27 protein-coding genes are annotated in these 24,680 nt (G+C 58.7%); 8 read left to right on the top strand and 19 right to left on the bottom strand.

Annotated elements, in window-relative coordinates; genetic code table 11:
• Window positions 1–75: 75 nt before the first annotated feature.
• The 8 genes from fusA to fkpA form a co-directional block, all read right to left on the bottom strand.
• A complete protein-coding gene (gene fusA, locus Q9R34_RS08670) occupies window positions 76–2,190 on the bottom strand; it encodes an elongation factor G (RefSeq protein ID WP_434124869.1) in 2,115 nt (704 codons plus the stop codon).
• A 93-nt stretch (window positions 2,191–2,283) separates the two neighbouring features.
• Entirely contained in the window at window positions 2,284–2,754 is a 471-nt protein-coding gene (gene rpsG, locus Q9R34_RS08675; RefSeq protein WP_013510774.1) for a 30S ribosomal protein S7, read from the bottom strand.
• Window positions 2,755–2,850: 96 nt separating this feature from the next.
• Window positions 2,851–3,225: a 30S ribosomal protein S12 gene (rpsL, locus tag Q9R34_RS08680; RefSeq protein ID WP_003852912.1), complete on the bottom strand. Its 375-nt coding sequence runs from the start codon at window positions 3,223–3,225 to the stop codon at window positions 2,851–2,853.
• A 123-nt stretch (window positions 3,226–3,348) separates the two neighbouring features.
• Complete coding sequence (gene tusB / locus Q9R34_RS08685) at window positions 3,349–3,636, bottom strand: sulfurtransferase complex subunit TusB (protein WP_485893135.1); 288 nt, start codon at window positions 3,634–3,636, stop codon at window positions 3,349–3,351.
• Window positions 3,637–3,645: 9 nt separating this feature from the next.
• The gene (tusC, locus tag Q9R34_RS08690) at window positions 3,646–4,005 is read right to left on the bottom strand and encodes a sulfurtransferase complex subunit TusC (protein WP_485893136.1); all 360 of its coding nucleotides are present in this window, start codon (window positions 4,003–4,005) and stop codon (window positions 3,646–3,648) included.
• On the bottom strand, window positions 4,005–4,391 hold the full coding sequence (gene tusD, locus Q9R34_RS08695) for a sulfurtransferase complex subunit TusD (protein ID WP_434124866.1): 387 nt from the start codon (window positions 4,389–4,391) through the stop codon (window positions 4,005–4,007). The genes tusC and tusD overlap by 1 nt, the downstream gene beginning before the upstream one ends.
• Window positions 4,391–5,113, bottom strand: a complete 723-nt coding sequence (locus Q9R34_RS08700; protein ID WP_033752999.1) for a helix-turn-helix transcriptional regulator — start codon at window positions 5,111–5,113, stop codon at window positions 4,391–4,393. Before Q9R34_RS08700 ends, tusD begins: the two co-directional genes overlap by 1 nt.
• Window positions 5,114–5,278: 165 nt before the next feature.
• On the bottom strand, window positions 5,279–6,106 hold the full coding sequence (fkpA, locus tag Q9R34_RS08705) for an FKBP-type peptidyl-prolyl cis-trans isomerase (protein WP_434124865.1): 828 nt from the start codon (window positions 6,104–6,106) through the stop codon (window positions 5,279–5,281).
• A 279-nt stretch (window positions 6,107–6,385) separates the two neighbouring features.
• Here fkpA and Q9R34_RS08710 point away from each other — a divergent pair, with 279 nt between their 5' ends.
• Complete coding sequence (locus tag Q9R34_RS08710) at window positions 6,386–6,604, top strand: SlyX family protein (protein WP_033753004.1); 219 nt, start codon at window positions 6,386–6,388, stop codon at window positions 6,602–6,604.
• Between the two features lie 104 nt (window positions 6,605–6,708).
• Here Q9R34_RS08710 and slyD read toward each other — a convergent pair whose 3' ends face one another.
• From slyD to kefG, 4 genes are all read right to left on the bottom strand, one after another.
• Window positions 6,709–7,266, bottom strand: coding sequence for a peptidylprolyl isomerase (slyD, locus tag Q9R34_RS08715; RefSeq protein WP_485893137.1), 558 nt, complete (start codon window positions 7,264–7,266; stop codon window positions 6,709–6,711).
• Between the two features lie 193 nt (window positions 7,267–7,459).
• Complete coding sequence (locus Q9R34_RS08720; RefSeq protein ID WP_033753007.1) at window positions 7,460–7,654, bottom strand: YheV family putative zinc ribbon protein; 195 nt, start codon at window positions 7,652–7,654, stop codon at window positions 7,460–7,462.
• Between the two features lie 20 nt (window positions 7,655–7,674).
• Window positions 7,675–9,480, bottom strand: coding sequence for a glutathione-regulated potassium-efflux system protein KefB (gene kefB, locus Q9R34_RS08725; RefSeq protein ID WP_485893138.1), 1,806 nt, complete (start codon window positions 9,478–9,480; stop codon window positions 7,675–7,677).
• Complete coding sequence (kefG, locus tag Q9R34_RS08730; protein ID WP_033792557.1) at window positions 9,480–10,031, bottom strand: glutathione-regulated potassium-efflux system ancillary protein KefG; 552 nt, start codon at window positions 10,029–10,031, stop codon at window positions 9,480–9,482. Before kefG ends, kefB begins: the two co-directional genes overlap by 1 nt.
• A gap of 113 nt (window positions 10,032–10,144) precedes the next feature.
• On the opposite strand from kefG, the gene Q9R34_RS08735 reads away from it, so the two are divergent.
• A complete protein-coding gene (locus Q9R34_RS08735) occupies window positions 10,145–12,049 on the top strand; it encodes an ABC transporter ATP-binding protein (protein WP_485893139.1) in 1,905 nt (634 codons plus the stop codon).
• Window positions 12,050–12,272: 223 nt separating this feature from the next.
• Here Q9R34_RS08735 and tauD read toward each other — a convergent pair whose 3' ends face one another.
• The 4 genes from tauD to tauA are packed head-to-tail and all read right to left on the bottom strand — an operon-like array spanning window position 12,273 to window position 15,691.
• Entirely contained in the window at window positions 12,273–13,112 is an 840-nt protein-coding gene (gene tauD / locus Q9R34_RS08740) for a taurine dioxygenase (RefSeq protein ID WP_434124862.1), read from the bottom strand.
• Window positions 13,109–13,936: a taurine ABC transporter permease TauC gene (gene tauC, locus Q9R34_RS08745; protein WP_485893140.1), complete on the bottom strand. Its 828-nt coding sequence runs from the start codon at window positions 13,934–13,936 to the stop codon at window positions 13,109–13,111. The genes tauD and tauC overlap by 4 nt, the downstream gene beginning before the upstream one ends.
• Window positions 13,933–14,700: a taurine ABC transporter ATP-binding subunit gene (tauB, locus tag Q9R34_RS08750; protein ID WP_485893141.1), complete on the bottom strand. Its 768-nt coding sequence runs from the start codon at window positions 14,698–14,700 to the stop codon at window positions 13,933–13,935. Before tauB ends, tauC begins: the two co-directional genes overlap by 4 nt.
• A 10-nt stretch (window positions 14,701–14,710) precedes the next feature.
• Window positions 14,711–15,691, bottom strand: coding sequence for a taurine ABC transporter substrate-binding protein (tauA, locus tag Q9R34_RS08755; protein WP_485893142.1), 981 nt, complete (start codon window positions 15,689–15,691; stop codon window positions 14,711–14,713).
• A 237-nt stretch (window positions 15,692–15,928) separates the two neighbouring features.
• On the opposite strand from tauA, the gene Q9R34_RS08760 reads away from it, so the two are divergent.
• The gene (locus Q9R34_RS08760) at window positions 15,929–16,909 is read left to right on the top strand and encodes a LacI family DNA-binding transcriptional regulator (RefSeq protein ID WP_485893311.1); all 981 of its coding nucleotides are present in this window, start codon (window positions 15,929–15,931) and stop codon (window positions 16,907–16,909) included.
• Between the two features lies 1 nt (window position 16,910).
• Here Q9R34_RS08760 and Q9R34_RS08765 read toward each other — a convergent pair whose 3' ends face one another.
• The gene (locus tag Q9R34_RS08765; RefSeq protein WP_434124858.1) at window positions 16,911–17,513 is read right to left on the bottom strand and encodes a LysE family translocator; all 603 of its coding nucleotides are present in this window, start codon (window positions 17,511–17,513) and stop codon (window positions 16,911–16,913) included.
• A 58-nt stretch (window positions 17,514–17,571) separates the two neighbouring features.
• Here Q9R34_RS08765 and Q9R34_RS08770 point away from each other — a divergent pair, with 58 nt between their 5' ends.
• The 3 genes from Q9R34_RS08770 (at window position 17,572) to Q9R34_RS08780 (ending at window position 19,734) form a co-directional block, all read left to right on the top strand.
• Window positions 17,572–18,588: a hydrolase gene (locus Q9R34_RS08770; RefSeq protein ID WP_485893143.1), complete on the top strand. Its 1,017-nt coding sequence runs from the start codon at window positions 17,572–17,574 to the stop codon at window positions 18,586–18,588.
• On the top strand, window positions 18,585–18,803 hold the full coding sequence (locus Q9R34_RS08775; RefSeq protein WP_033753035.1) for a YheU family protein: 219 nt from the start codon (window positions 18,585–18,587) through the stop codon (window positions 18,801–18,803). The genes Q9R34_RS08770 and Q9R34_RS08775 overlap by 4 nt, the downstream gene beginning before the upstream one ends.
• Before the next feature lie 61 nt (window positions 18,804–18,864).
• Window positions 18,865–19,734, top strand: a complete 870-nt coding sequence (locus tag Q9R34_RS08780; protein ID WP_434124856.1) for a phosphoribulokinase — start codon at window positions 18,865–18,867, stop codon at window positions 19,732–19,734.
• Window positions 19,735–19,902: 168 nt separating this feature from the next.
• Here the strand turns inward: Q9R34_RS08780 and Q9R34_RS08785 are convergent, their stop codons facing one another.
• Window positions 19,903–20,307, bottom strand: a complete 405-nt coding sequence (locus tag Q9R34_RS08785; RefSeq protein WP_081136613.1) for an OsmC family protein — start codon at window positions 20,305–20,307, stop codon at window positions 19,903–19,905.
• A gap of 300 nt (window positions 20,308–20,607) precedes the next feature.
• On the opposite strand from Q9R34_RS08785, the gene crp reads away from it, so the two are divergent.
• Both crp and Q9R34_RS08795 read left to right on the top strand, forming a co-directional pair.
• Entirely contained in the window at window positions 20,608–21,240 is a 633-nt protein-coding gene (crp, locus tag Q9R34_RS08790; protein ID WP_000242758.1) for a cAMP-activated global transcriptional regulator CRP, read from the top strand.
• 58 nt (window positions 21,241–21,298) lie between these two features.
• Window positions 21,299–23,374, top strand: coding sequence for a YccS/YhfK family putative transporter (locus Q9R34_RS08795; RefSeq protein ID WP_485893144.1), 2,076 nt, complete (start codon window positions 21,299–21,301; stop codon window positions 23,372–23,374).
• Here Q9R34_RS08795 and argD read toward each other — a convergent pair whose 3' ends face one another.
• A complete protein-coding gene (argD, locus tag Q9R34_RS08800; protein WP_434124854.1) occupies window positions 23,375–24,595 on the bottom strand; it encodes a bifunctional acetylornithine/succinyldiaminopimelate transaminase in 1,221 nt (406 codons plus the stop codon). It lies immediately after the preceding gene.
• Between the last annotated feature and the right edge of the window lie 85 nt (window positions 24,596–24,680).

A 24,680-nucleotide genomic window follows, 5' to 3' on the forward strand; every position in this document is an offset into this window, starting at 1 on the left:
CGCCATGGCGATAATCCTTACGTTATGCCTTCATCATTGACGAAGGCATCAGTTCACAATTTTTAAACCGTGGCCTTATTTGCCACGAGCTTCAATAACGGCCTGAGCGACGTTGTTCGGCGCATCATCGTACTTCAGGAACTCCATGGAGTAAGAAGCACGGCCTTTGGTCAGAGAACGCAACTGGGTCGCGTATCCGAACATTTCAGACAGCGGAACTTCAGCGTGAATCTGAACGCCAGTAGCGTTAGATTCCTGACCTTTGAGCATACCACGACGACGGCTCAGGTCACCGATGACGTCACCGGTGTTCTCTTCCGGCGTTTCTACTTCTACCTTCATGATAGGCTCAAGCAGAACGGGCTGCGCTTTCTTAAAGCCATCTTTGAAGGCGATAGAAGCGGCCAGTTTAAACGCCAGCTCAGAGGAGTCAACGTCATGGTAAGAACCGAAGTGCAGACGCACGCCCAGATCAACTACCGGGTAACCCGCCAGCGGACCAGATTTCAGCTGCTCCTGGATGCCTTTGTCAACCGCAGGGATGTATTCGCCAGGAATCACACCACCTTTGATATCGTTGACAAATTCGTAGCCTTTCGGGTTTGAACCCGGCTCCAGCGGGTACATGTCGATAACAACATGACCATACTGACCGCGACCACCAGACTGCTTAGCGTGTTTACCTTCGATATCGGTAACTTTAGAGCGAATCGCTTCGCGGTAAGCAACCTGAGGTTTACCCACGTTCGCTTCAACGTTGAATTCACGCTTCATGCGGTCAACGATGATGTCGAGGTGCAGCTCACCCATACCGGCGATGATGGTCTGGTTAGACTCTTCGTCAGTCCATACGCGGAATGACGGGTCTTCTTTCGCCAGACGACCCAGAGCCAGACCCATTTTTTCCTGGTCAGCTTTGGTTTTCGGCTCAACGGCGATAGAAATTACCGGCTCCGGGAACTCCATGCGCTCAAGGATGATGACGTTATCCGGGTCACACAGGGTGTCACCGGTGGTCACATCTTTCAGGCCAATCGCCGCTGCGATGTCGCCCGCACGAACTTCTTTAATCTCTTCACGCTTGTTAGCGTGCATCTGAACGATACGGCCCAGACGCTCACGGTTTGACTTAACCGGGTTAAATACAGTGTCACCCGTGTTAACCACGCCAGAATAAACGCGGAAGAAGGTCAGGTTGCCCACGAACGGGTCGTTGGCAATTTTGAATGCCAGCGCCGCAAACGGTTCTTTATCGTCAGAATGACGCACAGCCGGCGTGTCTTTACCGTCGTCCAGCATACCGTTGATCGCGGTAACGTCAGTCGGTGCTGGCAGGTATTCAACTACCGCATCCAGCATCGCCTGCACACCTTTGTTCTTGAATGCAGAACCACAGGTTACCAGGATGATTTCGTTGCGCAGTACGCGCTGACGCAGAGCGGTTTTGATCTCTTCTTCGCTCAGCTCTTCGCCGCTGAAGAATTTCTCCATCAGCTCTTCAGAAGCTTCTGCTGCTGCTTCGATCAGCTTGCCGCGCCACTCTTCAGCCAGTTCCTGCATGTCGGCCGGGATATCTTCGTAAACGAAGGTCACGCCCTGGTCGGCATCGTTCCAGTTGATGGCTTTCATTTTCACCAAATCAACAACACCGGTGAATTTTTCTTCAGCGCCAATAGCCAGCTGAAGCGGAACCGGGTTTGCACCCAGACGCGCTTCCATCTGACCAACAACTTTCAGGAAGTTAGCACCCATGCGGTCCATTTTGTTAACGAACGCAATGCGTGGAACTTTATATTTATTAGCCTGGCGCCATACGGTCTCAGACTGTGGCTGAACACCACCAACTGCACAGTAAACCATTACTGCACCATCAAGCACACGCATTGAACGCTCAACTTCGATGGTGAAGTCAACGTGTCCAGGGGTGTCGATGATATTGATGTGGTGTGGCTCAAACTGCTTAGCCATACCTGACCAGAAACAGGTGGTCGCTGCAGACGTGATGGTAATACCACGTTCCTGCTCTTGCTCCATCCAGTCCATGGTTGCGGCGCCGTCGTGCACTTCACCGATTTTGTGGTTTACACCGGTGTAGAACAGAACGCGTTCGGTAGTAGTAGTCTTACCGGCGTCGATGTGAGCACTGATACCGATGTTACGATAGCGCTCAATGGGTGTTTTACGAGCCATTTGATTCCTCTGATTCTCGGACGTTCAAAGTTAGTCGACCCCAGCGGGTTGGCTTTTTGAGCGCCCGCTGGTTTAACAACAACTACGTGGTGATTACCAGCGGTAGTGTGCGAACGCCTTGTTGGCTTCAGCCATACGGTGAACGTCTTCACGTTTCTTAACTGCAGTACCTTTGTTTTCTGCAGCGTCAGAAAGTTCGTTCGCCAGGCGGAGAGCCATAGATTTATCACCGCGTTTACGAGCAGCTTCTACGATCCAACGCATTGCCAGAGCATTACGACGAACCGGACGGACTTCTACTGGTACCTGATAGGTAGAACCACCAACGCGACGTGACTTAACTTCGACAGTCGGACGTACGTTTTCGAGGGCTACTTCAAAGGCTTCCAGCTCGTTTTTACCAGAACGCTGAGCCAGGGTCTCAAGCGCAGTATAAACGATTGATTCAGCAGTAGATTTTTTACCATCTACCATCAGGATATTTACAAATTTGGCCAGCAGCTCTGATCCGAACTTAGGATCCGGCAGGATTTTACGCTGACCAATGACGCGACGACGTGGCATGGAAATACTCCGTTGTTAATTCAGGATTGTCCAAAACTCTACGAGTTTAGTTTGACATTTAAGTTAAAACGTTTGGCCTTACTTAACGGAGAACCATTAAGCCTTTGGCTTCTTCACGCCGTACTTGGAGCGAGCCTGCTTACGGTCTTTAACACCTGAGCAGTCCAGCGCGCCACGAACGGTGTGGTAACGCACACCTGGCAGGTCTTTAACACGACCGCCACGGATCAGGATCACGGAGTGTTCCTGCAGGTTATGACCTTCACCGCCGATATAGGAGGTAACTTCAAAACCGTTAGTCAGACGAACACGGCAAACTTTACGCAGTGCGGAGTTCGGTTTTTTCGGAGTGGTGGTGTACACACGGGTACAAACGCCACGTTTTTGCGGGCAAGCTTCCAGCGCAGGCACGTTGCTCTTTGCAACTTTGCGTACGCGTGGTTTGCGAACCAGCTGGTTAACTGTTGCCATTAAATAGCTCCTGGATTTGCTTTTGCTTCGTAAACACGTAATAAATCGCCCCGTATAACTACGAGGAGGCAGAATTTTAGGGCTGAGCCCATAGGGTGTCAAGAAATAACCAGGCTTTACGCATTACCAGGTCATTTGCTGCCGATGTTTTTCAGTGAGCGTGACGAAACCAGTATAGTCCACCGGTCTTATTTTGGCTGAAATTTGACCAGAAAGACCGCGGGCGATCACGTCCTCCGTCAGCACCCAGAGCGTTGCGGACGATGTCAGCAAGCGGCTTAACGCGCTGCTGCCTTCCAGCGCGCCCAGCACGCCATCCTGCAGCAGCAGCAAATCATCCTCCGCCGTCAGCAGGAGCAGCAGCGTGTCGAGGTCGCTGTACCAGGGTGAATGCATCAGGGTGTGTAACATAGCGCGCTCTTAAAAAGTGATGATGCGATCGTAGGTCGCCAGCTGCCGCCGCAGCGCCGCCGCATCCAGAATGCCGACATCCATAACGCGCGCGTCCTCTTCCGCCAGGCCGCGTTCGCGCAGCGCTTCACGGCTGATATAGCACTGCTCGATATCATACAGCGCCAGCACGCCAAACGTGGCGGCATGATTGCGCGCGAGGATCTTCTCTGGCTGCTGGTCAGGCATAAGCTGCAGAACGCCGTCGCCGATAAAGAACAGCCCTATCGACTCGCTCAGCGCGCCGGTGGCGAGCGCGGCGTCGAGTCCCTCGCGGCCCGCGCTGCTGCCGTGCGGCGCGCGGGTAAAGACAAAAGCGACGCGGTTCATTAAAACTGCACCAGACGATCGCAGCCGAGCGCGGCTTCCGCCAGCGCGCCCAGGCCGCTAAGTTCAAATCCTGGCTGCAGATTGCTGCCCACCAGCTGCAGCCGCTCCGCCTCCTGCGCGTCGGTGATGCCGCGGCGTAGCGCGGCGGCCACGCAGATATTCAGCGCCACGCCCTGCTCCTGATGCAGGGCTAGCCAGGCGCGCACAATATCCGCTTCATCGCTGGCCGGCGCGGTAAGCTCATTGGCGTTCAGCACGCCCTCGCGATAGAAGAAGACGCTCTGCAGCTGATGACCCGCGGCCAGCAGCGCGCGGGCGAACAGCAAAGCGCTGCTCGCCTGCTGTGTACCGTAGGCCGGGCCGGTCACCAACAGGGTATAGCGCATTAGCGCTCCTGCCCCTGGAAATCGCCGTTCTTGAACTGGCGAATATAGAGATAGACGGTGTGCTTAGAGATATTGAGGCGATCCGCGACCTGGTTGATCGCGTCTTTGATATCGAAGATGCCCTTCTCATAGAGATTCAGCACGATCTGACGATTCTTGGCGTTATTAGAGACATTGCGATCGGCGCTCACCTCTTCGATGGTGAACTCCAGCGTTTGCGTCACCAGATCTTCCACCGAGCTGGCGAAGTTCACGTTCGAATCGACCTGATGCATCTCCGGCGGCATAAAGGTCGACATAATCTGCGAGAAGGGCACATCAAGGTTCATGTTAATGCACAACAGCCCAATGACGCGCTGCTGTCGGTTACGTATCGCGATGGTGACCGACTTCATCAGCACGCCGCTTTTGGCGCGGGTGAAATAGGCGCGCGAAACGTTGCTGTCCGCACCATGCATGTCGTGCAGCATGCGCAGCGCCAGATCGGTAATCGGCGAGCCCACTTTACGGCCGGTATGCTCGCCGTTGGCGATGCGTACCGCCGAACATTTCAGATCTTCCAGCGAATGCAGCACGATTTCGCAGTGCGAACCAATCAGCATGGCCAGGCCGTCGACCACCGCCTCATAGGACCGGAGGATATCGTAGTCCGTCTGCTCGAAGGGACGCTGCTCCAGTAAATCGAAGTCGCTCAGTTCGCCGGGATTGAATGGATTTGACATCGAAGACATTACCCTAAATGGCTGGAGCCTGTCTCAGCGCAGCGGGCAGACTCTTTTTATTGGGAAAGTTATGCAGAGGATAGTCTGGCAAATGTCGCACGCTTATGCCAGAGCTTTGTCACAGGCGGGAAATTAAACCGCCGCCCGAAGGCGGCGGCAGACAGATTATTGAGATTTTTTCGCGTCGGCGGCTGGCGCCTGCGCTTTCTCATCTGCTTTAGGTGCTGGCTTGATGTCGAGCAGTTCAACATCGAACACCAGCGTCGAGTTGGCCGGAATGCCCGGCACGCCGTTTTTGCCGTAGGCGAGCTGTGGCGGGATCACCAGCTTGATTTTGCCGCCTTTCTTCACGTGCTTCAGGCCTTCGGTCCAGCCCGGAATCACGCCGTCGAGACGGAAAGAGAGCGGCTCGCCGCGCGTATAGGAGTTATCAAACTCGGTGCCGTCAATCAGGGTGCCTTTGTAGTTCACGACCACGGTATCGCTGTCTTTCGGCACGTCACCGCTGCCTTCTTTCTCTACTTTATAGAGCAGGCCAGATTCGGTTTTCTTCACGCCGCTCTCTTTGGCAAATTTGTCGGCAAAAGCGGTGCCTTTATCGGCGTTCTCTTTCGCATCTTTTTCCATCTTCGCCTGCGCAGCGCCTTTCACGCGGCCTTCAAAAGCCTGCAGGGTCTGCTCAATCTCTTGATCGGAGAGTTTGCTCTTGCCACCAAACGCATCCTGAACGCCAGCGATCAGCTGATCTTTATCCAGCTTGATGCCCAGTTTCTCCTGTTCCTTCAGGGAGTTGTCCATGTAGCGACCCAGCGAGGCGCCCAGAGCATAGGCTGATTGCTGGTCTTCATTTTTGAAGGCCGCATTTTTCGGTGCCTGCGGTGCCGCATCGCTCGCAGCAGGCGCTGCGGTCGCTTCGGCTGCCATGGCCAGCGGCGCGTTCAGCGCGATGGCCATGGTGGTGGCTAACATTGTGACTTTAAACAGTGATTTCATCCTTTCTCCAAAACCGAAGCGTCTCACCTCGGGAATTATTGCGGACTAAAGCTCCACACTATAACTGTACGCGGCAGCGGCGAACACTCCCGCAGCGTAATTACCCGGTTCTCCTCCGACCTTTTTTGCATCAGGAAGTTTCATCAGAGATGATGCTGCTAAGGCGTTATTCAACCCTTTACAGGCGAGGCGGCAAAGAAATCGGGTGATTCTTACGGGGGAAGCCGTAGAATCAGCGCCTGATGCGAGATTTGCAGCGTCGGACTATAAGGAGAGCTCATGCAACAATCAGAGTGGGAACAACGGCTTGAAGCGCTGGAAAGCAAACTGGCCTTTCAGGAGCTGACCATCGATCAGCTTAATCAGACGGTGGTGCAGCATGAGCTGGAAATGGCGAAAATGCGCGAGCAGCAGCGTCTGCTGCTGGATAAGCTGAAAGCGGCCGCACCCTCGATGGTGGCTTCGCAGTCAGAAGAGACGCCGCCTCCGCATTATTGATCTGTCCGGAATGGGTGAGCAGCGATGCCGCTTGCTCACCCATTCTTCGATCGCAAAGGCAAAAAAAAGCCACCTGCGAAGGTGGCCTTTGAAATCGGGGTGGCTTAGTGGCTGCAGCCGCAACCGCCGTGGCTGCCGCAGCCGCCGTTGCCGTGATCGTGACCATGGCCATGATCGTGGTCATGGTCGTGACCGTGCTCGCCGTGAACGTGGCCGTGCGCCAGCTCTTCCGGGGTCGCTTCGCGGATCGCGACGACTTCCACGTTGAAGTTCAGGTTCTGACCCGCCAGCATGTGGTTGCCATCAACCACGACGTGCTCATCTTCCACTTCGGTGATTTCGACCGGAACCGGACCCTGATCGGTTTCCGCCAGGAAGCGCATGCCAACCTGCAGTTCGTCAACGCCCATAAAGACGTCTTTCGGTACGCGCTGCACCAGATTATCGTCATACTGGCCGTATGCATCGTTAGCCGGAATATGCACGTCAAACTTGTCGCCGACATCGTGATTTTCCAGCGCTTTTTCCAGACCAGAAATCAGGGAACCATGACCGTGCAGATAGTCTAACGGCGCACTTACCGGCGACTCGTCAACCAACACACCATCTTCTGTACGTACCTGATAGGCCAGGCTCACCACCAGGTCTTTTGCTACTTTCATGATATCTCCTAACCGTTGAGAACTAAGATCCCGTCTCATTGGTCTATTCTTACGTGCAATAACACCAACCAGAAAGGTTCGGGGCTGAGATCGCCTCTTACGCGACGCGATTAACCTCAGCGTTAGTGGCGCCGATTGTATCGGAATTCAATCCCGCTGTAAGTTTAAGCGTAAAAAAAGCTGCGCCATTTCGCTACTCGGGATGGAAAATACCGATCACTTGCTCCTGGCTGCGAACCTGATCGCGAACCTGCTTATCCGCCTCGCGCATCTGGTGTCCGCACTTTACGCACTCCACGACGTCAACGTTGTTTTCTCGCCACATCGCCAGCGTGTCTTTTTCCTGACAGTGCGGGCAAACCGCACCGGCAATAAATCGTTTACGCATAATCGTTAACCTGTTTGCTGTTACTGATCTTCATCCCAGTCGTCAATCTGTCGTCTCTCATGCTGCATCTCGCGCTGGAAAATATCCTCCAGCTCGCGCCGCGCCTCGCGCACGCGGGAGATCTGGGCGTTATCGGTGTGATTCGGCATCAGCTCGCGCAGCATACGCATATCGAGACGGCGGAAGTGCAGCTGCGCGCGCTGTGCCTGGTGCGGATGCATACCGACCGAAATCAGCGCTTTGCGTCCCAGCTCCAGCGCGCTGGAGAAGGTTTCACGCGAGAACTGCGTAACGCCCGCCTGCAGCAGCTCGTGCGCCTCGACGCGTCCGCGCGCTCGTGCCACGATCTCCAGCTGCGGAAAGTGCTGCTGACAGAGATGCACGATGGCCATGGTATCTTCCGGCTCGTTGCAGGTGATGACGATCGACTGCGCGCTGGCCGCACCGGCGGCGCGCAGCAGCTCCAGCTCGGTGGCATCGCCATAGTAAACCTTGTAGCCATATTTGCGCATCAGGCTGACCGCGCTGATGTCGCGCTCCAGCACCGTAATCCTTTTATTATTGGCCATCAGCAGGCGGCCCACCACCTGCCCCATTCGGCCGAAGCCCACCACGATCACCTGCGGCTGGTCATCCTCCACGAACGGCTTTTCGCCATCTTCGTCCACTTCATTAAAGCGCCGCGCCAGCAGCTTATCGATCGCCTGCATCAGCAGCGGTGTGGTCATCATCGACAGCGTGACCGTCACCAGCAGTAATGGCAGCTGATCGCCAGCGAACAGGCGCGCCGACGAGGCGGCGGAAAAGAGCACAAAGGCGAATTCGCCGCCCTGGCTCAGCACGCCGGCGAACTGCTGACGCTCCGAGCTGCGCAGGCCGTAGACCCGCGCCAGCACATAGAGCACCAGCGTCTTCACCGTGACCAGAATCAGTACGCCGAGCAGGATCGCCAGAATATGGGTATAGAGCACGCCAAGGTTAAGCGCCATGCCGACGGAGATAAAGAACAGCCCAAGCAGCAGCCCTTTAAAGGGATCGATGGCGACTTCCAGTTCGTGGCGGTACTCGCTTTCCGCCAGCAGGATGCCGGCGATAAAGGTACCCAGCGCCATCGACAGTCCGAGTGCATCCATGAACAACGCCGAGCCCAGCACCAGCAGCAGCGCGGCGGCGGTAAAGACCTCACGCACGCCGGAGGCGGCGATAAAGCGGAAAATCGGCCGCAGCAGGTAGCGTCCACCCACCAGCATGCCAGCGAAGGCCAGCACCTTCATGCCAATCTTCATCCAGTCGATATTGCCACTGTCGCTGCCCGCCAGCAGCGGCACCAGCGCCAGCGCCGGGATCACCGCCAGGTCCTGGAACAGCAGCACCGAAAAGCCGAGCTGCCCAGCTTCGCTGCGGTTCATGCCTTTGTCTCGCATCAGCTGCAGCGCCATCGCAGTCGAGGACATCGCGAGGCCGATACCGCCAATCACCGCGGCCTGCCAGCTAAAGTCGCTCAGCCACAGCAGCACGCCGAGGATGCCCGCGGAGATCAGCACCTGCGCCGCGCCGACGCCGAAAATCGAACGCCGTAACGCCCAGAGCTTCGAGGGATTCAGCTCCAGCCCGATAATAAACATCAGGAACACTACGCCCAGCTCCGAGAAGTGCAGGATCTCCTCGACGTCGCTGATAAAGCCCAGTCCCCAGGGGCCGATAGCGATACCGGCCACCAGATAGCCCAGCACTGCGCCAATGCCGAGACGCGCGGCAATCGGCACGATCAGCACCGCCGCCACCAGATAGATCACGCCTGCGGTCAGCAGCGTTTGTCCTTCCATCAGAGACCTCCGTTGGGCAGCGGCGCGGCGAGCCATTCGCCATAGGCGCGGGCAAAGTGGCTCATCACCTCTTTCGGCTGTCGCCGCGCCCAGTAAAGGATCATCGGCGTCATCCAGTGCATGCGGCACATCTGCGCGGTAAGTTCGAACGGACGCATAATGTCTGACATGGAATAGCGGTTAAGGCCGCTCTGCTGATAGGCCGCCTCTGGCTCGCCGGTGGTGATGACGCTGCGCCAGTATTTGCCTTCCAGCGCATTGCCGTCGACACCGTTAGCGAAGCCGCGCGACAGCACGCGATCCAGCCACTCTTTCAGCAGCGCGGGGCAGCTATAGGTATAAAGCGGATGCTGGAAAACGATCACCTGATGTTCGCGCAGTAGCTGCTGTTCATAGTGAATATCGATAAAAAAATCAGGATAGTGGGCGTACAGATCGTGTACGGTGACGTTCTCCTGTTTCTGGGCCGACTGCAGCAGGACCCGATTCGCTATCGACTCCTGCGTTTCCGGATGGGCATAAAGCAGCAAAACTTTTGCTGGCTGCGACATAGTTATCCTCTTCCAAAGCGTCGTCATAGCGGCGCTTTTCCGCTACCATGCACGACGCGACACCCTCTAATTATGTGGTGGGTAAATTAACATATTCTGACGATACGGCGCTTATGATTGTCTTTTCTTCTCTGCAAATCCGCCGCGGCGTCCGCGTGCTGCTCGATAACGCTTCCGCTACCATCAATCCCGGCCAGAAAGTCGGCCTGGTGGGTAAAAACGGCTGTGGCAAATCGACCCTGCTGGCGCTGTTGAAAGGCGAGATCGCCAGCGACGCGGGCGGCGTGACCTTTCCCGGCAACTGGGCGCTGGCCTGGGTTAACCAGGAGACCCCGGCGCTGAGCAAACCGGCGCTGGAATACGTTATCGACGGCGATCGCGAATATCGCGAGCTTGAGGCGCAGCTGGCGGAGGCCAACCAGCGCAACGACGGCAACGCCATCGCGCTGCTGCACGGCAAGCTGGACGCCATTCAGGCGTGGAGCATTCACGCCCGCGCCTCAAGCCTGCTGCACGGCCTCGGCTTTAGCCAGGAGCAGCTGAACCGTCCGGTGAGCGACTTCTCCGGCGGCTGGCGTATGCGCCTTAACCTTGCGCAGGCGCTGGTCTGCCGTTCAGATCTGCTGCTGCTCGACGAACCCACTAACCACCTCGATCTCGACGCGGTGATCTGGCTGGAGCGCTGGCTAAAAAGCTACGAAGGCACGCTGATCCTGATCTCGCACGACCGCGACTTCCTCGATCCGGTGGTGGATAAAATCATCCATATCGAGCAGGAAAGTCTCTACGAATACACCGGCAACTACAGCTCGTTTGAACGTCAGCGCGTCGCCAAACTGGCGCAGCAGCAGGCGCTGTTTGAAAGCCAGCAGGAGAAAGTGGCGCATCTGCAAAGCTATATCGACCGCTTCCGCGCCAAGGCCTCAAAAGCGAAGCAGGCGCAGAGCCGCATCAAGATGCTGGAACGCATGGAGATGATTGCGCCGGCGCACGTCGACAACCCTTTCAGCTTCAGCTTCCGCGCGCCGGAAAGTTTGCCGAACCCGTTGCTGAAGATGGAGAAAGTCACCGCAGGCTACGGCGAGCGCATTATTCTCGACGCTATCAAGCTCAATCTTGTGCCGGGCTCGCGCATCGGCCTGCTGGGCCGCAACGGCGCAGGCAAATCGACGCTGATTAAGCTGCTGGCGGGTGAACTGACCCCGCTCGACGGCGAGGTCGGGCTGGCGAAAGGCATTAAGCTGGGCTACTTCGCGCAGCATCAGCTGGAGTATTTGCGCAGCGACGAGTCACCGCTGCAGCATCTGGCGCGCATTGCGCCGAAGGTGCTGGAGCAGCAGCTGCGCGACTATCTCGGCGGCTTCGGCTTCCAGGGCGACAAGGTCAGCGAAGTGACAGCGCGCTTCTCCGGCGGCGAAAAGGCGCGGCTGGTGCTGGCGCTGATCGTCTGGCAGCGCCCTAACCTGCTGCTGCTCGACGAGCCAACCAACCACCTCGATCTCGATATGCGCCAGGCGCTGACCGAAGCCTTGATCGATTTCGAAGGCGCGCTGGTGGTGGTCTCGCACGATCGTCATCTGCTGCGCGCCACCACCGACGATCTTTACCTGGTGCATGACGGCAAGGTCGATATCTTCCCGGGCGATCTGGAGGATTACCAGCAATGGCTGAGCGACCTGCAGAAGCAGCAGGCGCAGGCGGACGCCGCGCCGAAGCAGGACAACGGCAACAGCGCGCATGCGCGTAAAGATCAGAAGCGTCGTGAGGCTGAGCTGCGCGCGCAGACGCAGCCGCTGCGCAAAGCGATCGAGAAGCTGGAGAAGCAGATGGCGAAATGGCAGACCCAGCTCACCGAAGCGGAAGCTCAGCTTGCTGACGGCGACATCTACGATCCATCCCGCAAGGCGGATCTCACCGCGGCGCTGCAGCGTCAGGCAGAGAGCAAAGCGGCGCTGGAAGAGGTCGAGATGGCGTGGCTGGATGCTCAGGAGCAGCTGGAGGCGATGCTCGCCTCCTGATTTTTCGCTTTTCGCTTTTCACGGACTTAAAACGATCGTACCGGAGCGAGACAAGGCGCCAGCCGCGCCATAAGCGGAGCATACTGACGTATGTGAGCATTATGGCGCGGCGCAGCAACGCGGTCGCAGCCCGGTACGGACGTTTTAATGTAAGAGCGCGGCGCGGCGCGGCAACACGGTCGCAGCCCGGTACGGACGTTTTAATGTAAGCAGTACGGACGTTTTAAAAGGGCTGATCCCCCAGCACCGTCGCCCGGTGCATAACGCGCCTTGCCGGATAATAATCCGCATTCGCATAGTGCTGCGTCACACGGTTATCCCAGATCGCCACGTCGTTCGGCTGCCAGCGCCAGCGCACCTGAAACTCCGGCTTCGTCGCATGCGCATAGAGCAGCGCCAGCACAGCCTGGCTCTCTTTCTCGCTCAGCTCGACAATCCGCGTGGTAAATCCCTCATTCACAAACAGCGCCTTGCGCTCGCTCACCGGATGGGTGCGCACCACCGGATGCTGCACCGGCGGATGTTTCGCTACCGCCTCCTGCCAGCGCTGATGCTCCTCTTCGGTTCGACGATATTTATACTCCTGGAACGATTTTCTGAAGTCATGCTCCGCATGCAGCCCCTCCAGCAGCGTCTTAATCGGGGCGGAAAGGGCTTCATAGGCTGCGATGCCGCTTGCCCACAGGGTATCGCCGCCTGACTCAGGCAGCAGCTTCGACGCCAGAATCGCCACCGCCGGCGGCGTGCTGATAAAGGTCACGTCGGTGTGCCAGTTGTCATTGTCCGGCGGATTATCCCGATGGGTATCCAGCACGATAATCTCCTCTACCCCGTCGGCGTGCGGATAAACCGGATGGATATGCAGGTCGCCGAAGCGCGCCGCCAGCGCGCGCTGCTGGTGCGGCGTAACCGGCTGGTCGCGCAGAAACAGCACCTGATGGCGCAGCAGCGCATGATAGAGCTGTTCAAACTGGGCGTCGCTGAGCGGCCGGGTTAAATCGAGATTCGCCACCTGTGCGCCGATGTAGGGGCCGAGCGCGGTGATAGTCAGCTTTTCGTTCATGAATGTTCTCCATTCCAGGGCGTCAGATGACGCTGCAGGGCGCGCAGCCCGAGTTCTAAGGTAAAGGCAATCAGCGCGATAACCGCGATGCCCGCCAGCACGACGTCGGTCGCCAGAAATTCGCCAGCGGACTGCACCATAAAGCCGAGCCCGCGCGTTGCGGCGATCAGCTCCGCCGCCACCAGCGTCGACCAGCCGACGCCGAGGCCGATGCGCAGGCCGGTCAGGATCTCCGGCAGCGCGCCAGGCAGGATCACCCAGCGCAGTAGCTGCCAGCGGCTGGCGCCCAGTGACTGGGCGGCGCGGATGCGCACCTGCTGGGTATTGCGCACCCCCGCCAGGGTTGAGAGCGTCACCGGCGCAAAAATTGCCAGATAGATCAACAGGATTTTGGAGGTTTCGCCGATACCGAACCAGATCACAATCAGCGGCAGACAGGCAAGCGGCGGCACGGGGCGGTAGAGCTCAATCAGCGGATCAAGCAGGCCGCGCACCACCGGACTCAGACCCATTGCGATGCCGACCGGAATGCCGATGGCCGCCGCGGCGAACAGGGCGACCAGCATGCGCGTCAGGCTGGCGGCGAGGTGCTGCCACAGCGTGGCGTCCATAAAGCCCTGCGGGCTGGCGATCAGCAGCAGCTTGCTCAATACCTGCTGCGGCGCAGGCAGGAACAGCGGACTAATCAGCCCCAGCGCCGTGATGCTCCACCAGATCAGCAGCAGCAGCGCCAGGCTCAGCAGGCTCAGGCTGAACGAGCGGGAAAAAGGCCAGCGCAGACGGCGACGCGCCGCCGTCGTTTTGTCGTTGATCACCGCGCTCATGCAAAGGCCTCCCGCTGCTCGAACACCCGACTCAGCACATATTCGCGCTGCGCAATAAAAGCGGGATCGGATTTGATGGCGCGGCAGGGTTCGCCAGCGGCGAAACGCTGGCCAAAGTTAAGCTTCAGGCGCTCCACGATGCGGCCCGGCCCTGGCGAAAGCAGCAGCAGTTCGCTGGCGAGAAACACCGCCTCTTCAATATCGTGCGTGATAAGAAAAATTTGCTTGCCGCTGTCGCGCCACAGCGTCAGCAGCAGGGTCTGCATCTGTTCGCGGGTAAAGGCGTCCAGTGCGCCGAAAGGCTCGTCGAGCAGCAGCAGCTGGGGATCCGCCGCCAGCGCGCGGGCGATGCCGACGCGCTGACGCTGACCGCCGGAGAGCTGCCAGATGGGACGGTTCTCCGCCCCTTCCAGTCCGACCTGCTTAATCAGCCGCCGCGCGATGGCGTTGCGCTCGCCGCGCGCCATGCCCGCAAGCTGCAAGCCGAATGCGACATTGTCCAGCACGTTGCGCCACGGCAGCAGCCCTTCGTGCTGAAACACCACGCCGCGCTCCGCGCCTGGCCCGCTGATGGCTTTCCCCTCCAGCGTGATGCTGCCGGACTCGACCGGTAAAAAGCCGGCGATCAGGTTCAGCAGCGTGGTTTTGCCGCAGCCCGACGGGCCAAGCGCCACCAGCAGTTCGCCTTTATCCAGCTGCAGGTTGATATCCTGCAGCGCGGGTCGTCCGTCATAACGCGCGTTGAGGTGAGCGATGCGCAGCATGGGGTTCTCCTTACTGTTTTGCCAGCGGCTCGACAAAGCGGGTGGTGACGAAATCGCTGTAGTCGGCGCTCGCCTGCGGCACTTTGCCCTGATCCTTCAGGAATTTCGCCGTATCGACGATCGCCTGATTAACCGGTTTGCCCAGCTGTTCCACCTGCTGCTGCGCCGTGAGGTAGGTGTTGCCTTTCACCAGATCCGCTACCTGCGCTTCCGGCACGCCGCTCAGGCGCGACAGCTTGCTCAGGTTATCCGGCTGCTTCAGCCATCTATCCGGGTTGTCGATGTAAGGTTTCTGCGCCTCAAGGGCGCTGCGGGCAAAGGCGGTCACGACCTCAGGATGCGCCTTCGCGAAATCTTTGCGCACCACCCAGACGTCGAGCGTCGGCGACCCCCACTGCCCCACCTGGGAAGAGTCGGTCAGCACCTTGCCATCCTTCTCCAGCTGGTTGACGGCGGGTGCCCAGACGTAGGCGCCGTCGATGTCGCCGCGCTGCCAGGCGGCGATAATCGCGGGCGGCTGAAGGTTCACCAGCTTTACCTCGGTCGGCTTGATGCCCCAGTGTTTCAGCGCCGCCAGCAGGCTGTAGTGGGTGGTGGAAATAAAGGGCACGGCGATGCGCTTGCCAATAAGATCTTTCGGGCCGCTGATGCTTTTTTTCACCACCAGCGCTTCGGAGTTGCCGAGCTGGGACGCCAGTAAAAAGGCCTCGATCGGCAGCTGCTGGGTGGCGGCCACCGCCAATGGGCTGGAGCCGATATTGCCGATCTGCACATCGCCCGACGCCAGCGCGCGCAGCACGCCCGCTCCGCTGTCGAACTTACGCCAGTCGACGGTCGCGCCGCTCTCTTTGGCGAAGGTGTTATCCGCCTGCGCGACTTTTGCCGGTTCGGCGGAGGTCTGATACGCCACCGTCACGTTGACGGCCTGCGCCTGAAAGACCAGCAGCGAAAGCGCTGCGGCCAGAATCGTTAAGGGTTTTTTTACTGCCATGGGGTCGCACTCCGCCGGGATTTGATGATGGGCGCAGTGTCGCCAGCGGCGATGATTTCATAAAGGAATTAAAAATTATTCTTAATAAACAGATGTTCTTAGGTCATGATCGGTAAAGCTGATGCAAAATCTGACAATAGATGCGCCATTATTCAGACAAAATGGCAGGCGCTCACATTGCCGCTGTGCTATTGATAGGGCTCTACGGTAAACCGATAAAAAAAGGGTTGCGGCAACATATCCATCGAGAAGGTCGCGCTGCTGGCGGGCGTATCAAAAGCAACGGTATCCCGCGTGCTTAACGCGCATCCAGGGGTAAAAGCGGATACGCGCGATCGGGTGCTGGCGGCGATCTCCGCCAGCGACTATCAGCCCAATTTGCTGGCGCGCCAGCTGCGCACCGCCCAGAGCCATATGCTGCTGGTGCTGATCTCCGATATTACCAATCCTTTCTGCTCGCGCGTGGTGCAGGGTATCGAAGCGGAAGCGGAGGCGCAGGGCTACCATATTCTGCTCTGCAACTCCGCCTCACAGCTGCGGCGCGAATCTGCCTGGCTCGGCCTGCTAAGCGGCAAAGTGGTGGATGGCGTCATCACCATGGATGCGGCATCCGGGTTGCAGGATATTGCCGCCCTTATCGGCGACGCGCCCTGGGTGCAGTGCGCAGAATACGATCCCGCTATACCGGCCTCATCCGTCGCTATCGACAACCGCCATGCGGCGCAGGAGACGGTACGCTATCTGGCAGGCAAAGGCCGCCGCCGTATCGGGCTGGTAAACAGCGATATGCGTTACCTCTATTCACACCAGCGGGAGGCGGGCTATCGTGCAGGTCTGGATCAGCTGGCGCTGCCGTGGCGCGGCGTCGCTTATGCAAAGGAAATTTCATGCGAGGCGGGCAGCCAGGCGCTGCGTCAGCTTTTGCAGCAGCCCGAACCGCCGGATGCGGTGCTGGCGGTATCGGACGTGCTGGCGGTAGGCGTGGTGCACGCCGCGCGGGAGGCGGGTCTGCGCGTGCCGGAAGATCTCGCCGTCGTCGGCTTTGACGGCATCCCCTTCACCAGCAGCCTCAACCCGCCGCTGACCACCGTCGAACAGCCGATGTATCAGTTAGGCGCGCGCAGCGTGCAGCTTTTGCTGCAGCGCATTCGTCGTCCGGCGTCGCCCGTCGTGCGCGAAGTGCTGCCCTGGACGCGCGTTGAGCGCGCCTCCAGCTAGCTCAGCGCCAGATCAGCAACACGCAGGCGGCGGTCAGCAGGCCCATTGCCAGGTTAAAAAGGGTCCAGGCGCGGCGGCTGCGCAGGATGCGGCCGATCATCGCGCCGAAGCCGATCCAGATAATGCCCGCCACCAGGTTAACCAGGAACATACCAAAGCTGATGGCCGTCACCGAGTGCAGATAGGCGGAGCCGGCAAGGCTGAAGCTGGCGATCGCCCCCAGCGCCATCAGCCAGGCTTTTGGATTGATCAGCTGCAGCAGGCCGCCCTGCCAGAACGGCATCGGTTTTGGCGGTGCGTCGCCGGTTTCCAGCTCTTCATAGGCGGCGGTGGCGATTTTCCACGCCAGCCAGAGCAGATAAAGACTACCGGCAATCTTCAGGATAAGGTGTAGCGCGGGATAGAGCAGGATCAGGCTGCCGACGCCGAACGCCACCATTAGCAGCATCAGCTGCATGCCGATCATAATGCCGATCATGAGCGGCACCGTGCGCCAGAAGCCGAAATTGGCGCCTGACGCGGTGAGTAACATATTATTAGGCCCTGGCGTGATAGCAGCGACCCAGAGAAAACCCAACATTGAGAAAAACAGGCTCAGTTCCATGAACGGGCGCTCCTTACCCCCAGATTCGCAACAAGCCTAACGAAGCTAACAGTGTGATATGAATCAGACAAGTGCTGGCGATATGAATTTTCCTCCTGAGGCAGCGGCGAGCTTTATGCCGCCGCGCGCCCTGCGCAATCCGCATCTGCAGACGGTGCTGCCGCGTCTGGTGCGCCGTCGCCTGCTGCTACGTCCGCACTGGCAGCGCCTCGACCTGCCGGACGGCGACTTCGTCGATCTCGCCTGGAGCGAAGAGCCGCAGCAGGCGAGCCATAAGCCGCGCGTGGTGCTGTTTCACGGCCTTGAAGGCAACTTCCATAGTCCTTACGCTCACGGGCTGATGCACGCCTGCCAGCGTCAGGGCTGGCTCGGCGTGGTGATGCACTTTCGCGGCTGCAGCGGCGAGCCGAATCGCCTGCATCGCATCTATCACTCCGGCGAAACCGAAGACGCCGCCTTTTTTCTGCGCTGGCTGAAAACGCGCTGGGGCGATGTGCCAACCGCTGCGGTGGGCGTCTCGCTCGGCGGCAATATGCTGGGCTGCCTGCTCGGCAGGCTGGGCGACGCCGCGCCGCTCGACGCCGGGGTCATCGTCTCGGCGCCGCTGCTGCTGGAGCCGTGCAGCCTGAAGCTGGAACAGGGCTTTTCACGCTTTTATCAGCGCTATCTGCTCGATCAGCTGAAAAAGAACGCCGAGCGCAAGCTGCGCGCCTGGCCGGGCACGCTGCCGGTGGATCTGCCGCAGCTCAGGGCGCTGCGTCGCCTGCGCGACTTTGACGACGCCATTACCGCCCGCGCCCACGGCTTTCTTGACGCGGGCGACTACTACCGTCGCGCTAGCGCTATGCCGCTGCTGAAAAATGTGCGCAAACCCTTGCTGATCATCCACGCGAAAGACGATCCTTTTATGACTGACGAGGTGATCCCACAGCCGGATCGGCTCTCAGCCAGTACGACCTATCAACTCACGCCCTATGGCGGACACGTTGGCTTTGTCGGCGGCACGCTGCGTCAACCGCAGATGTGGCTTGAGCAGCGTGTGCCGCAGTGGCTTACACAGTGGCTCTCATCATGATTATTCCCTGGCAACAGCTCGATCCCGATACCCTGACCAACCTGATTGAAGCCTTTGTGCTGCGCGAAGGCACCGACTATGGCGAGCAGGAGCGCAGCCTGGCGCAAAAGGTGGCGGACGTGCGCCGCCAGCTGGAGCGCGGCGACGTGGTGCTGGTCTGGTCGGAACTGCATGAAACCATCAACATCATGCCGCGCAGCGAATTCCGCGGCTGATGCGCCAACGCGCTTTTCGTGTTAACAATGCTCATCGCCCGACTTCACAGGGAGTTTTTCCATGTCAGCACGACACCCGATTATTGCGGTAACCGGCTCCAGCGGTGCCGGCACCACCACCACCAGCCTGGCGTTTCGTAAAATTTTCCAGCAGCTCAATCTGCACGCCGCCGAGCTGGAGGGCGACAGCTTCCACCGCTATACGCGGCCGGAAATGGATATGGCTATCCGCAAGGCGCGTGATTTAGGACGTCACGTTAGCTATTTCGGCCCGGAAGCCAACGACTTTGGCCTGCTTGAACAGACCTTTATCGACTACGGCAATACGGGCAAAGGCCAGTCGCGCAAATATCTGCACACCTACGACGAAGCGGTGCCCTGGAATCAGGTGCCGGGCACGTTTACGCCGTGGCAGCCGCTGCCGGACAATACCGACGTGCTGTTTTACGAAGGGCTACACGGCGGCGTGGTGACGCAGCAGCATAATGTGGCGGAAAAGGTCGATCTGCTGGTGGGTGTGGTGCCGATCGTCAACCTGGAGTGGATCCAGAAGCTGGTGCGCGACACCAGCGAGCGCGGCCACTCGCGCGAGGCGGTGATGGACTCGGTGGTGCGCTCAATGGAGGATTACATTAACTTCATTACGCCGCAGTTTTCGCGCACCCATCTTAACTTCCAGCGCGTCCCGACCGTGGATACCTCCAATCCGTTCGCCGCGCGCGAAATCCCGTCGCTGGACGAGAGCTTCGTGGTCATTCACTTTCGCGGGCTGGAGAATATCGACTTCCCTTACCTGCTGGCGATGCTGCAGGGCTCGTTTATTTCGCATATCAATACGCTGGTGGTGCCGGGCGGCAAGATGGGGCTGGCGATGGAGCTGATTATGGCGCCGCTGGTGCAGCGGCTGATGGAAGGCAAACAGATCGCCTGACCAAACAATGAGTAGACGGCTCATAAGCGTAAAACGCGGGCGAGATGGGCAGAAGAGCAAAGCGTCCCGCGACAGGGATGTCGCGGGCCGAGCGAGCATGGATGCCTTGAGCGACGTTGCGATCGGCCCCTCTCACCCGCGTGAGCACCTTGCCAAAAAGTTTACGTTTTACAGCGCGACCACTTCGTAGCTGTGGGTCATCTCTACGCCCTTGCCCAGCATTAACGCCACCGAACAGTACTTCTCCGCCGAGAGATCCACCGCGCGCGCCACCGCTTTATCGCTCAGCGCCTTGCCGGTCACCACGAAATGCAGATTGATATGGGTAAACAGGCGCGGCGCCTCTTCACGACGCTCCGAGGTCAGTTTCACCTCGCAGTCCACCACATCGTTACGGCCTTTTTGCAAAATAGAGACCACGTCGATGGCGCTGCAGCCGCCCGCGGCCATCAGCACCATCTCCATCGGACTGGGCGCTTTATCGCCCGAGTTGCCGTCCATCAGGATCTGATGCCCTGACGACGACTCACCGAGAAAGGTTAATCCTTCGACCCACTTCACTCTTGCCTGCATGTTTCCACCTCAAGAATAGCCCGTTTGCCGCCAGAGTACGCGTTCGCCTGACAAACAGCAATCCAGAGTAATCCCCCCTCTGCTGAAGCGAGACAACAGAAGACAGTCGGCAAAAGCTGTGCTACAAACAGTGCTGAAAATAGTTCGTTCTGTTAAGGACGAAGACGGGACACATCAAGCGCCTGGCGCAAAATAAGGCCCGAATAATCTCCTTCAGGAGAAACGCTTGAAGCTTTCATCGCCTGGCAGGGATTAATCCCCCCGCGTTTTGGGCACGATTACAATAGAGGATAATAGCGAATGGTTCTCGGCAAACCGCAAACAGACCCTACACTCGAATGGTTCCTGTCCCATTGCCATATTCACAAATATCCATCCAAAAGTACGCTGATTCATCAGGGTGAGAAGGCTGAAACCCTCTACTACATCGTGAAAGGTTCCGTTGCGGTGCTGATCAAAGATGAAGAGGGCAAAGAGATGATCCTCTCTTACCTGAATCAGGGTGATTTTATCGGTGAACTTGGCCTGTTTGAAGAAGGTCAGGAGCGCAGCGCCTGGGTACGTGCGAAAACCGCGTGCGAAGTAGCGGAAATTTCCTACAAGAAATTCCGCCAGCTTATCCAGGTGAATCCGGATATTTTAATGCGTCTCTCTTCGCAGATGGCTCGCCGTCTGCAGGTTACATCGGAAAAAGTGGGCAATTTAGCTTTCCTCGACGTGACCGGACGTATTGCACAAACCCTGCTTAACCTGGCGAAGCAGCCAGACGCCATGACGCATCCCGACGGCATGCAAATCAAAATTACTCGTCAGGAAATTGGCCAAATCGTTGGTTGCTCGCGCGAAACCGTGGGCCGCATTTTGAAAATGTTGGAAGACCAGAATCTGATTTCCGCACACGGCAAAACCATTGTCGTTTACGGCACCCGCTGATTTCCTCTCATACACGGCGTGATGTCACCGTTACGCCGCTACTGCTTTTAGTGAAGTGATGTGGCGCCGAATCATCTATCACCCCGAAGTTAACTATGCCCTGCGGCAGACGCTGGTGCTCTGCATTCCGGTGGCGCTCGGCTGGTTATTCGGCGATCTGCAAAAAGGGCTGCTCTTCTCTCTGGTTCCCGCCTGCTGCAACGTCGCGGGCCTGGATACGCCCCATAAACGCTTCTTCAAACGTCTCATCGTCGGCGGCTCGCTGTTCGCGCTCGGCAGCTTTCTGATCCAGCTTTTAACCCTGAAAGGGGTGCCGCTGCCTGCGGTGCTCTTTGCCCTGCCGCTGCTGCTGGGCGTCACCGGCGAAATCAGCCCGCTGCACGGCCGTCTACTCTCCGGCACGCTGGTGGCGGCCATCTTTACCCTGAGCCTGATTGGCCGCATGCCAATCTATGTGCCACCGCTGCTCTATATCGGCGGCACGCTCTGGTACGGACTCTTTAACTGGTTCTGGTTCTGGCTCTGGAAAGAGCAGCCGATGCGCGAAACCCTGAGCCTGATCTACCGCGAGCTGGCGGACTACTGCGACGCGAAATATACCCTGCTGACCCAGCTTACCGACCCGGAAAAGGCGCTGCCGCCGCTGCTGGCGCGCCAGCAGAAAGCGGTCGATCTGATCAATACCTGTTATCAGCAGATGCATATGCTCTCCGCCAGCCGCGACAATAGCCACAAGCGGCTGACGCGCGCGTTTCAGGTGGCGCTCGACCTGCAGGAGCATATCTCCGTCAGCCTGCATCAGCCGGAAGAGGTGCAGAAGCTGGTGGAGCGCAGCCATGCGGAAGCGGTGATCCGCTGGAACGCCAAAATCATCTCGGCGCGGCTGCGCGCGCTGGCCGACGCCATTCTTTATCATCAGTTGCCGAGTCGTTTCGATATGGAGAAGCCGCTCGGCGCGCTGGAGAAGATCGCCCGTCAGCATCCCGACAATCCCGTGGGCCACTTCTGCTACTACCACTTCAGCCGCATCGCGCGCGTGCTGCGCACGCAAAAACCGCTCTATCAGCGTGACCTGATGACCGATCGCCAGCGCCGCCTGCCGCTGCTGCCCGCGCTGCGCAGCTATCTTTCGCTGAAGTCCGCCGCGCTGCGCACCGCGGCGCGCTTCGCCGTGATGCTGATGTTCGGCAGCGCGCTGGCGCTGCTGTTCGATATTCCCAAACCCTACTGGATCCTGATGACCATTATGTTCGTCAGCCAGAACGGCTACAGCGCCACGCGGGTGCGCATCCAGCACCGGGCGCTGGGTACCTTTGCCGGCCTGGCGATCGCCGCCGCCTCGCTGCGTTTCGCGGTGCCGGAATCGCTGGTGCTGCTGTTTATGCTGATAGTGACGCTGGTGAGTTATCTGGTGACGCGTAAATATTACGGCTGGTCGATGATCGGCTTTACCGTGACGGCGGTTTATTCGCTGCAGCTATTGTCGCTGAACGGCGCGCAGTTCTTGCTGCCGCGTCTGATGGACACGCTAATGGGCTGCCTGATCGCCTTCGGCGGTATGCTGTGGCTGTGGCCGCAGTGGCAGAGCGGGCTGCTGCGTCAAAACGCCCACGACGCGCTGGAAACCTATCAGGATGCGCTGCGGCTGCTGCTGGGGCCGGAGCAGGAGGCGAAGAAGCTGGCCTGGCAGCGCATGCAGGTCAATCAGGCGCATAACGCGCTCTTCAACTCGCTCAACCAAGCGATGCAGGAGCCGGGCTTCAACGCCCAGTACCTGAAAGATATGCGCCTGTGGGTGACGCACAGCCAGTTTATCGTCGAGCATATCAACGCCATGACCATCCTCGCCCGCGAGCACACCATGCTGACGCCGGACCTGGCGCAGCGCTATCTGCAGTCGTGTGAAGTGGCGCTGCAGCGCTGCCAGCAGCGGCTGGAGTATGACGGACCGGGATCGCAAACTAACGTGATGGCGGGCGTAGAGAACCTGGATGAAGGGCCGACGACGATTCTGGAGCAGCATGTGAAGCGCATTCTGGAGCATCTTAACGTGATGCATACCATCTCGTCGCTGGCGTGGAGCCAGCGGCCGCACCATGGCCGCTGGCTCATCAGACATTTGCGGAAAGGATAGTCAGGCGGTCAGCGCGCGTTCTACCGCACGGGCGAAGCGCGCCATGCCCTCTTCGATATCGGTGGGCTCAATCACCAGCGACGGCGCGAAACGGATCACGTCGGTGCCCGCCACCAGCACCATCACGCCTTCCGCCGCGGCGGCGTTAAGGATGTCGCGCGCCTTACCGGCGTGCTGCGGCTTTAGCGCCGCGCCGATCAGCAGCCCTTTGCCGCGAATCTCCGAAAAGAGATCCCGCTTCGCGTCGAGCGCCTTTAGCGCGGCGACGAACTGCTCGCGACGCGCCTGAACGCCTTCCAGCACCTCCGGCGTATTGATCACGTCCAGCGCCGCTTCCGCAACCGCGCAGGCGAGTGGATTGCCGCCATAGGTGGTGCCGTGTACGCCCGGCGACATGGTTGAGGCGATCTCGTGAGTGGTCAGCATGGCGCTGACCGGGAAACCGCCGCCCAGCGCTTTGGCGGTGGTAAGAATATCCGGCGTCACGCCGTAGTGCTCACAGGCGAAGAGCTTGCCGCTGCGCCCCATGCCGCTCTGCACCTCGTCCAGCACCAGCAGCGCCTGATGCTTATCGCACAGCGCGCGCAGCCCCTGCATAAACTCTGGCGTCGCGGGCATTACGCCGCCCTCGCCCTGAATCGGCTCGACCACGATGGCGCAGGTATGATCGTCAATAACCGCTTTTACCGCCTCAAGATCGTTGAAAGGAACGTGCACGATATCCGCCGGTTTTGGCCCAAAGCCGTCAGAATATTTCGGCTGTCCGCCGACGGAAACGGTAAACAGCGTGCGGCCGTGAAACGCGTTGTGGAAAGCGATGATTTTACTTTTGAACGGGCTGTGGCGCTGGCAGGCGTAGTAGCGCGCCAGCTTGAAAGCGGCCTCGTTCGCTTCCGCGCCGGAGTTGGCGAAGAAGACGCGATCGGCGAAGGTAGCGGCGATGAGCTTGCTGGCAAGGCGCAGCGCTGGCTCGTTGGTAAAGACGTTGCTCAGATGCCACAGGGTTTCGCCCTGGGTTTTCAGCGCCTCGACCAGCGCCGGATGACAGTGGCCCAGCGCCGTGACGGCGATGCCGCCGGAGAAGTCGATATACTCTTTGCCCTGCTGATCCCAGACGCGGCTGCCCTTGCCTTTGACCGGCACGAACTGCGCAGGTGCATAAACAGGCAAAATGACGTTATCGAACGTTTCCCGCGTTACCGCAATTTTCTCCGCTGCCATCGACGACCACCTTTGATTATTTATTGAGCCACAGTGAAATAATAATCATAAAATATGCATAATAAATCATCTGAAGGCAAACATA

Origin of the sequence: Enterobacter sp. BRE11 (assembly GCF_031844285.1) — a bacterium.
Classification (GTDB): Bacteria; Pseudomonadota; Gammaproteobacteria; order Enterobacterales; family Enterobacteriaceae; genus Pantoea.

Bases quoted from the DNA above. Each gene is read 5' to 3' on its own strand.
- fusA (WP_434124869.1), bottom strand. From the start codon at position 2,190: ATGGCTCGTAAAACACCCATTGAGCGCTATCGTAACATCGGTATCAGT.
- rpsG (WP_013510774.1), bottom strand. From the start codon at position 2,754: ATGCCACGTCGTCGCGTCATTGGTCAGCGTAAAATCCTGCCGGATCCT.
- rpsL (WP_003852912.1), bottom strand. From the start codon at position 3,225: ATGGCAACAGTTAACCAGCTGGTTCGCAAACCACGCGTACGCAAAGTT.
- tusB (WP_485893135.1), bottom strand. From the start codon at position 3,636: ATGTTACACACCCTGATGCATTCACCCTGGTACAGCGACCTCGACACG.
- tusC (WP_485893136.1), bottom strand. From the start codon at position 4,005: ATGAACCGCGTCGCTTTTGTCTTTACCCGCGCGCCGCACGGCAGCAGC.
- tusD (WP_434124866.1), bottom strand. From the start codon at position 4,391: ATGCGCTATACCCTGTTGGTGACCGGCCCGGCCTACGGTACACAGCAG.
- Q9R34_RS08700 (WP_033752999.1), bottom strand. From the start codon at position 5,113: ATGTCAAATCCATTCAATCCCGGCGAACTGAGCGACTTCGATTTACTG.
- fkpA (WP_434124865.1), bottom strand. From the start codon at position 6,106: ATGAAATCACTGTTTAAAGTCACAATGTTAGCCACCACCATGGCCATC.
- Q9R34_RS08710 (WP_033753004.1), top strand. From the start codon at position 6,386: ATGCAACAATCAGAGTGGGAACAACGGCTTGAAGCGCTGGAAAGCAAA.
- slyD (WP_485893137.1), bottom strand. From the start codon at position 7,266: ATGAAAGTAGCAAAAGACCTGGTGGTGAGCCTGGCCTATCAGGTACGT.
- Q9R34_RS08720 (WP_033753007.1), bottom strand. From the start codon at position 7,654: ATGCGTAAACGATTTATTGCCGGTGCGGTTTGCCCGCACTGTCAGGAA.
- kefB (WP_485893138.1), bottom strand. From the start codon at position 9,480: ATGGAAGGACAAACGCTGCTGACCGCAGGCGTGATCTATCTGGTGGCG.
- kefG (WP_033792557.1), bottom strand. From the start codon at position 10,031: ATGTCGCAGCCAGCAAAAGTTTTGCTGCTTTATGCCCATCCGGAAACG.
- Q9R34_RS08735 (WP_485893139.1), top strand. From the start codon at position 10,145: ATGATTGTCTTTTCTTCTCTGCAAATCCGCCGCGGCGTCCGCGTGCTG.
- tauD (WP_434124862.1), bottom strand. From the start codon at position 13,112: ATGAACGAAAAGCTGACTATCACCGCGCTCGGCCCCTACATCGGCGCA.
- tauC (WP_485893140.1), bottom strand. From the start codon at position 13,936: ATGAGCGCGGTGATCAACGACAAAACGACGGCGGCGCGTCGCCGTCTG.
- tauB (WP_485893141.1), bottom strand. From the start codon at position 14,700: ATGCTGCGCATCGCTCACCTCAACGCGCGTTATGACGGACGACCCGCG.
- tauA (WP_485893142.1), bottom strand. From the start codon at position 15,691: ATGGCAGTAAAAAAACCCTTAACGATTCTGGCCGCAGCGCTTTCGCTG.
- Q9R34_RS08765 (WP_434124858.1), bottom strand. From the start codon at position 17,513: ATGGAACTGAGCCTGTTTTTCTCAATGTTGGGTTTTCTCTGGGTCGCT.
- Q9R34_RS08770 (WP_485893143.1), top strand. From the start codon at position 17,572: ATGAATCAGACAAGTGCTGGCGATATGAATTTTCCTCCTGAGGCAGCG.
- Q9R34_RS08775 (WP_033753035.1), top strand. From the start codon at position 18,585: ATGATTATTCCCTGGCAACAGCTCGATCCCGATACCCTGACCAACCTG.
- Q9R34_RS08780 (WP_434124856.1), top strand. From the start codon at position 18,865: ATGTCAGCACGACACCCGATTATTGCGGTAACCGGCTCCAGCGGTGCC.
- Q9R34_RS08785 (WP_081136613.1), bottom strand. From the start codon at position 20,307: ATGCAGGCAAGAGTGAAGTGGGTCGAAGGATTAACCTTTCTCGGTGAG.
- crp (WP_000242758.1), top strand. From the start codon at position 20,608: ATGGTTCTCGGCAAACCGCAAACAGACCCTACACTCGAATGGTTCCTG.
- Q9R34_RS08795 (WP_485893144.1), top strand. From the start codon at position 21,299: ATGTGGCGCCGAATCATCTATCACCCCGAAGTTAACTATGCCCTGCGG.
- argD (WP_434124854.1), bottom strand. From the start codon at position 24,595: ATGGCAGCGGAGAAAATTGCGGTAACGCGGGAAACGTTCGATAACGTC.